The sequence below is a fragment of the Microbacterium sp. BF1 genome (assembly GCF_019279095.1).
Lineage (GTDB): Bacteria > Actinomycetota > Actinomycetes > Actinomycetales > Microbacteriaceae > Microbacterium > Microbacterium maritypicum.
In genome coordinates, this window is sequence record NZ_JAGYWT010000130.1 from 1 (window position 1) to 5,837 (window position 5,837).

Sequence of the window (5,837 nt, forward strand, 5' to 3'; positions counted from 1 at the left end):
TTCGCAACCAGCGGGAAGTCCTTCGGCGGGATCGACAGGTAGAACGCGTGGTTGCCCATCGTCCCCCGTTCGACGTCGAGCTTCTCGATGGTCTCGCGGAGCTTGCGGAAGGAGTCCGGATTGTCGACAGGCTGGTGTGGGCGACGCCGACCAGCAGGAGCGCAGCCGTGGGCGGGTTGATGCTGGCGATCAGGTCGGGGGAGTATATCCCGAAGGCGAACGTCGCCACCAGCGTCAGGAGGGCGGCGATGCCTGCAGCGGCACGGACGCGTCTGCTGAGGCGGTCGATGCTGCCGTCGGCGAGGAAGAAACCGAGCTGCTGGAGGGTCATCCACACGAAGGCGAGGTTCAGGAAGCCCAGGCCTTCGAGTCCGGAGGCCGCCCGAAGTACGTCGACGGCGATCGCGGCGACGGCCAGGGCTCCGATGGTCCGCAGGGGCGCGCGCTCATGAGAGGCGGCGAGGAGGGGGAGCAACGCCTGGCAGAGGAGGAAGACCCCCAGGAACCAGAGCGGCTGCCCGTAGCGGAAGCCGGCCGTCGCGATCAGGTCGGCAGGGACGCCCGAGACGGTGAGCAGGGCGAGCGCGAGTCCGATGACGGCGATCGTGAGGATCGCCGGACGCAGCAGGCGGTGCACGCGGCCGGCGACGAAGCCGATAGCCGTTCCTCCGCGCTGACGCATCCGCTGATAGGCGAGGAGTCCGGAGAAGCCTCCGATCACGAAGAACAGCGGCATCACCTGCAGGAACCAGCTGAGCGGTGCGATCCATGCCGTTTCGTCCCTGGCGTTGTCGAAGACCGGGCCGGACTCGCCGACGGTGACGCCGACCATGATCGCGTGCAGGAGGACGACGCCGAGGACGCAGAGGGCCCGGAGGAAGTCGACCCCGGTGTCGCGGGATGCGCGCGGGGGAGCCGTGGTGCTGACGGCGCGCGGTGCCTGGACGATGGTCATGAGTCCTCCTCGGACGCGGTGTTCCAGGAGACTATGGACGCGGTGCAGGCGGAGGCATCACCCTCGGGTGCTGTTGCGACCCCCTACGACGGGGTGAGTCAGGATGAGGGCTCTACGAGTCCGGTGTCGTAGGCGAGGATCACGGCGTGCACGCGGTCGCGCAGGTTCAGCTTCGCGAGCACCTTGCCGACGTGCGTCTTCACGGTCTGCTCCGCGATGAAGAGCTCGGCGGCGATCTCCGTGTTGGAGCGTCCTCGACCGATGAGCACGAGCACCTCGCGCTCCCGATCGGTGAGGTCGGCCAGGGTTGTCGCCGAACGCGGTGCCCGGGGGCGACGGCCGGCGAACTGCTCGATCATGCGACGGGTCACACTGGGGGCGAGCAGCGCATCTCCACCTGCAACGACCCGCACCGCGTGCACGAGTTCCTCCGGTAGTGCGTCCTTCAGCAGAAACCCGCTGGCACCGGCCTCGAGGGCGTCGTACACGTAGTCATCGATGTCGAACGTCGTCAGCATCAGTATCCGGGGCACGTGCGCCGCGGGGTGTCCACTCCCGCACGTTATGCGGCAGGCGATGGCACAGGCATCCCTCTGAGGTATCGGGACGCTCACTCTCCGGGCTGATCTTGCTGACCGCGACGCCCGGCTACGACGCTTATACTGGGAGGCTGGCCGATCGGCCGAACAACCTCCCCGAAAGAACGGACGTCCGCTGTGCTTGCCGTGCACGACCTCGAGATCCGCGTTGGCGCGCGCCTGCTGATGGAGAACGTCTCGTTCCGCGTCGCCGACGGAGACAAGATCGGACTCGTCGGCCGCAACGGGGCCGGAAAGACCACGCTCACCAAGGTGCTCGCGGGCGACGTGCTGCCCTCCGGCGGAAGCGTGACCCGCTCCGGCGAGCTCGGCTACCTCCCGCAGGACCCCCGTTCGGGCAACCCCGAAGACCTCGCGCGCACCCGCATCCTCGATGCTCGCGGGCTCGGTCAGCTCAACCTCGGCATGACCGAGGCCGCGCTCGCGATGGGCTCCGACGACCCGGCGGTGGCCGACAAGGCGATGAAGCGCTATGCCCGCCTCACCGAGCAGTTCGAGGCACAGGGCGGCTATGCGGCAGAGGCCGAGGCCGCCTCCATCGCCAACAACCTGTCGCTTCCCGACCGCATCCTCGACCAGCCGCTGTCGACGCTCTCCGGTGGTCAGCGTCGCCGCATCGAGCTCGCCCGCATCCTGTTCTCCGACGCCGAGACGATGATCCTCGACGAGCCGACGAACCACCTCGACGCCGACAGCGTCGTGTGGCTGCGGGAGTTCCTCAAGGGCTACAAGGGTGGACTGATCGTGATCAGCCACGATGTCGAGCTGGTCGGCGAGACGGTGAACCGCGTGTTCTACCTCGACGCCAACCGCCAGAGCATCGACACCTACAACATGAACTGGAAGAACTACCTGCGCCAGCGGGTGGCCGATGAGGAGCGCCGCAAGAAAGAGCGTGCGAACGCCGAGAAGAAGGCGACGACCCTGCAGCTGCAGGCCGCACGCTTCGGGGCGAAGGCCTCGAAGGCGGCTGCTGCGCATCAGATGATCGCGCGCGCCGAGAAGCTGCTCGCGGGGCTCGACGAGGTGCGCCAGGAAGACCGGGTCGCGAAGCTGCGCTTCCCGAAGCCGGCGCCCTGCGGCAAGACGCCGATGATGGCGTCAGGCCTGTCGAAGTCGTACGGGTCGCTCGAGATCTTCACCGATGTCGACCTGGCCATCGATCGCGGTTCCAAGGTGGTCGTGCTCGGTCTCAACGGTGCGGGCAAGACCACGCTGTTGCGCATGCTCGCCGGTGTCGACCAGCCGGACACGGGGCAGCTGGAGCCGGGGCACGGTCTCAAGGTCGGGTACTACGCGCAGGAGCACGAGAACCTCGATGTGAACCGCTCGGTGCTGGAGAACATGGTCTCGGCTGCGCCGCACATCACCGAGACTGAGGCCCGCAAGGTGCTGGGGTCGTTCCTGTTCACGGGCGACGATGTGCTCAAGCCCGCCGGAGTGCTCTCCGGTGGAGAGAAGACGCGTCTGTCGCTTGCGACGCTCGTCGTCTCGTCCGCGAACCTACTGCTGCTCGACGAGCCGACCAACAACCTCGACCCCGCCTCCCGCGAGGAGATCCTCGGTGCGCTCGCGCACTACGAGGGTGCTGTCGTGCTCGTCTCGCATGATCCGGGCGCCGTGCAGTCGCTCAACCCCGAGCGCGTGCTCATCCTGCCCGACGGTGTCGAGGACATCTGGAGCCAGGAGTACCAGGACCTCATCGAGCTCGCCTGATCCCTTCGCGGGGTTGTGTGGGTCCGCAGAGTATTCGTGGCATAGTCGGGACCATGTCGATTGCGCAACCCCCGTCCTTGTCAGACATCAGGGAGTGGTTGCGTGCGCAGCCTTCCCTCACCGGCGCCGCGCCGACGCTCGACCTCGCAGAGCTTCCCGAGGATCCTGAGCCGCTCTTCGTCGACTGGATCGGGGAGGCGGCCGAGAGCGGGGTCGCAGAGCCGCACACGGCCACACTGGCGACGGTGGACGGTGACGGCATACCGGATGCGCGGACACTGATCCTCAAGAACGTCGATGCGGGGGGATGGTCGTTCGCCGGGGCGCGCTCTTCCCGCAAGAGCCAGCAGATCGCTGCGCGCCCCGCCGCGGCGTTGAACTTCTGGTGGCAGCCGCTCCGGCGAGCCGTTCGCGTGCGAGGAATGATCCGAGAAGCTTCTCCGGTGGAGAGCGCCGCAGATCTCGCCGCGCGCTCGGCCGAGGCCCGCGGTGGCATCGCGGCGGGGGAATGGGTTCTCTGGAGGATCGTTGCGACGCGAGTCGAGTTCTGGCAGGGATCAGCGGACCGGAACCATAACCGGATCATCTATCGTCGCGCGGAGGGTGGCTGGCAACGCACCGTGATGGGCTCGATCACCGGCGTGGAGAGCGATCAGATCGTCGACGGACGTGCATGAGTGACTTTCAGGTGGTCGAGATCGGGGCGCTCGAGGAATGGCGCACCCACCACGGTGGCTTCGACGTCTCGCGATGAACGGCGCTGGCTCTGTCTCCGCAGCGGCTGCACCGATCAGCGCACGTCGAGCAGTTCGTCCTCGACGTCGGCATCGTGGTCCTTGCGACGCGACTTCCTGACCGGGGCCGGCGCGCCCTCGACCTCTTCGCGGTGCTTCACGATCTCCGTGCGGATGATGTATCCGATGAAGATGAAGCCCATCAGGGCGAAGAGAATCCACTGGATCGCGTACGACAGATGGGGACCGGGATCGTCGGTGGGGGAGTCGAATCCACCCAGTGCGCCGTCCCCTGCCGGTTCCTCGCTGATCACTCGTCCGTAGGCGCTCGTGATCACATCGCCGTCGACGAGCGTCGCGATCGACGGCAGGTTGATGGTCGGGACCTGTCCTTCGGGTGCCCCGCGACCCGAGGCCGGTAGCTGCTCGCCCGGGCGAAGTCGCACCGTGACCTCGGCTTCCCCCGAGGGAGGGGCCGGCACCGAATCCGGGGCATCGCCATCGCCGGGCGGCACCCAGCCGCGATCGACGATGAAGATGCGTCCATCGGCGTCACGGAACGGCACCAGCACCTCGAAAGCACTGGTCCCACCGTGAGGGCGGTTCCTGACCAGCAGCTGCTGTTCCGCCAGGTACTCGCCCTTCAGGACCACCGGGCGCCACTCATCGGCCGGATCGAGCGCGCCGTCGTCTCCGATGAGATCGGTCAGGGGGACGGGGTCGGCGTCGTAGTTCTGCTCGACGAGTTCGATCTGCGCGGCGCGGGATTCGTTCCGCTCGAACTGCCAATGCGACAGGAACACGCACGCGACCCCGAATCCGATCGCGATGAGCACGTAGATGACCCACCTGGTCAGTCGTCGGCTCATGCCGGAACTCCGTCTCGAACAGTCACCGGGAACTCACGTGCTGCGAGGTAGTCGCGGAGGTACTCGACATGCTCATCGCAGGCCAGCCAGATCTTCTCCCGATCGATGGCGTGGATCCGAGGATTACGCCACACGACCTGTCTGGTCGCCGCGCTCCGGCACCCGGCGCGCGAGCATTCGAGCTGTGTCATCGGTCCTTGGGGCCTTCATGGATCGTGAACACCGGCGGGGTCGTCGCCTCGGGCTCGATCGGAACCGGTCCCTGCGCTTCCAGCTCCTGCAAGGGCGACTCCGCCGTGGCTTCGGTGCTGTCGCTGCCCGCGTTCGCGAACACCACGGCGATGTACGGAAGCACGGCCGCCGAGATCCCGAAGACCCAGGTGTACCACCCGTAGGGCTGGACGAGCACCATGAGTGCGAAGCACACGATGCGGATGGTCATCGTCAGGACATATCGGCGCACGCGATGGTCAGCCTCGTCCTGCGGAGACTGCGGCAGGGAGGTCACGGCCGGGACTTGACGCGCGTTCTTCACGATGCCTCAAGCCTACGCCGCTGCCGACCCGTCGGCGTGCCCCTTCTGCGGCGGATCAGCGGGAGAAGATGAAGGGCAGGCTGAACGCTCCGACGAACAGGAAGCTGATGATGATGCCGATGAGGGTGAATGCGGCGATCGCGATCATCGCGTAACCGAGAATCAGTCCGGCGATGGCCATGCCTCGACCGCCGATGCCGGGATCACGCCGGGTCTGCCCGAGCGCCATGTGACCGGTGATGACGGCTGCGATCGACGCCAGCACCGGAATGATGGCCCAGACGAGCACGACTCCGGCGATGCCGCAGATCAGCGAGGTGATCGCGAGTCCACTCGTGGGGCGCGGGGCCGGGACTGCGGGGTAGACCGGCGCGCCGTAGGGCGCATAGGCAGGCGGGGTCGTCGGGCTGTACGCCGGCGGGACGGGCT

At 67.2% G+C, this 5,837-nt stretch carries 6 protein-coding genes and 2 pseudogenes; 2 read left to right on the forward strand and 6 right to left on the reverse strand.

The features are described 5' to 3' along the window. Positions 1-226: 226 nt before the first annotated feature. Positions 227-955 (reverse strand): annotated as a pseudogene (locus tag KZA10_RS06615) (acyltransferase family protein); the annotation flags it as partial. Between the two features lie 98 nt (positions 956-1,053). Continuing rightward, positions 1,054-1,485: pseudogene (locus KZA10_RS06620) on the reverse strand (LuxR C-terminal-related transcriptional regulator); the annotation flags it as partial. Positions 1,486-1,671: 186 nt separating this feature from the next. Between KZA10_RS06620 and abc-f the strand changes: the two are divergent. Beyond that, positions 1,672-3,270 (forward strand): ribosomal protection-like ABC-F family protein, encoded by a 1,599-nt coding sequence (gene abc-f, locus KZA10_RS06625; RefSeq protein WP_055867785.1) that lies wholly within the window; start codon positions 1,672-1,674, stop codon positions 3,268-3,270. Positions 3,271-3,347: 77 nt separating this feature from the next. Next, positions 3,348-3,947: a pyridoxal 5'-phosphate synthase gene (locus KZA10_RS06630; protein WP_256934499.1), complete on the forward strand. Its 600-nt coding sequence runs from the start codon at positions 3,348-3,350 to the stop codon at positions 3,945-3,947. A 113-nt stretch (positions 3,948-4,060) separates the two neighbouring features. Here KZA10_RS06630 and KZA10_RS06635 read toward each other — a convergent pair whose 3' ends face one another. From KZA10_RS06635 to KZA10_RS06645, 4 genes are all read right to left on the reverse strand, one after another. Beyond that, positions 4,061-4,873, reverse strand: a complete 813-nt coding sequence (locus KZA10_RS06635; protein WP_055872418.1) for an SURF1 family protein — start codon at positions 4,871-4,873, stop codon at positions 4,061-4,063. Continuing rightward, positions 4,870-5,064, reverse strand: coding sequence for a hypothetical protein (locus KZA10_RS17855; RefSeq protein WP_082524193.1), 195 nt, complete (start codon positions 5,062-5,064; stop codon positions 4,870-4,872). Before KZA10_RS17855 ends, KZA10_RS06635 begins: the two co-directional genes overlap by 4 nt. Beyond that, positions 5,061-5,408: a DUF3099 domain-containing protein gene (locus KZA10_RS06640; RefSeq protein ID WP_218682466.1), complete on the reverse strand. Its 348-nt coding sequence runs from the start codon at positions 5,406-5,408 to the stop codon at positions 5,061-5,063. The genes KZA10_RS17855 and KZA10_RS06640 overlap by 4 nt, the downstream gene beginning before the upstream one ends. Positions 5,409-5,463: 55 nt before the next feature. Next, positions 5,464-5,837 (reverse strand): DUF4190 domain-containing protein (locus KZA10_RS06645; protein ID WP_218682467.1); only part of this gene is annotated, 374 nt, incomplete at its 5' end.

Excerpts from the sequence above, each read along its gene's own strand:
- KZA10_RS06635 (WP_055872418.1), bottom strand. The coding sequence starts at position 4,873 with ATGAGCCGACGACTGACCAGGTGGGTCATCTACGTGCTCATCGCGATC.
- KZA10_RS17855 (WP_082524193.1), bottom strand. The coding sequence starts at position 5,064 with ATGACACAGCTCGAATGCTCGCGCGCCGGGTGCCGGAGCGCGGCGACC.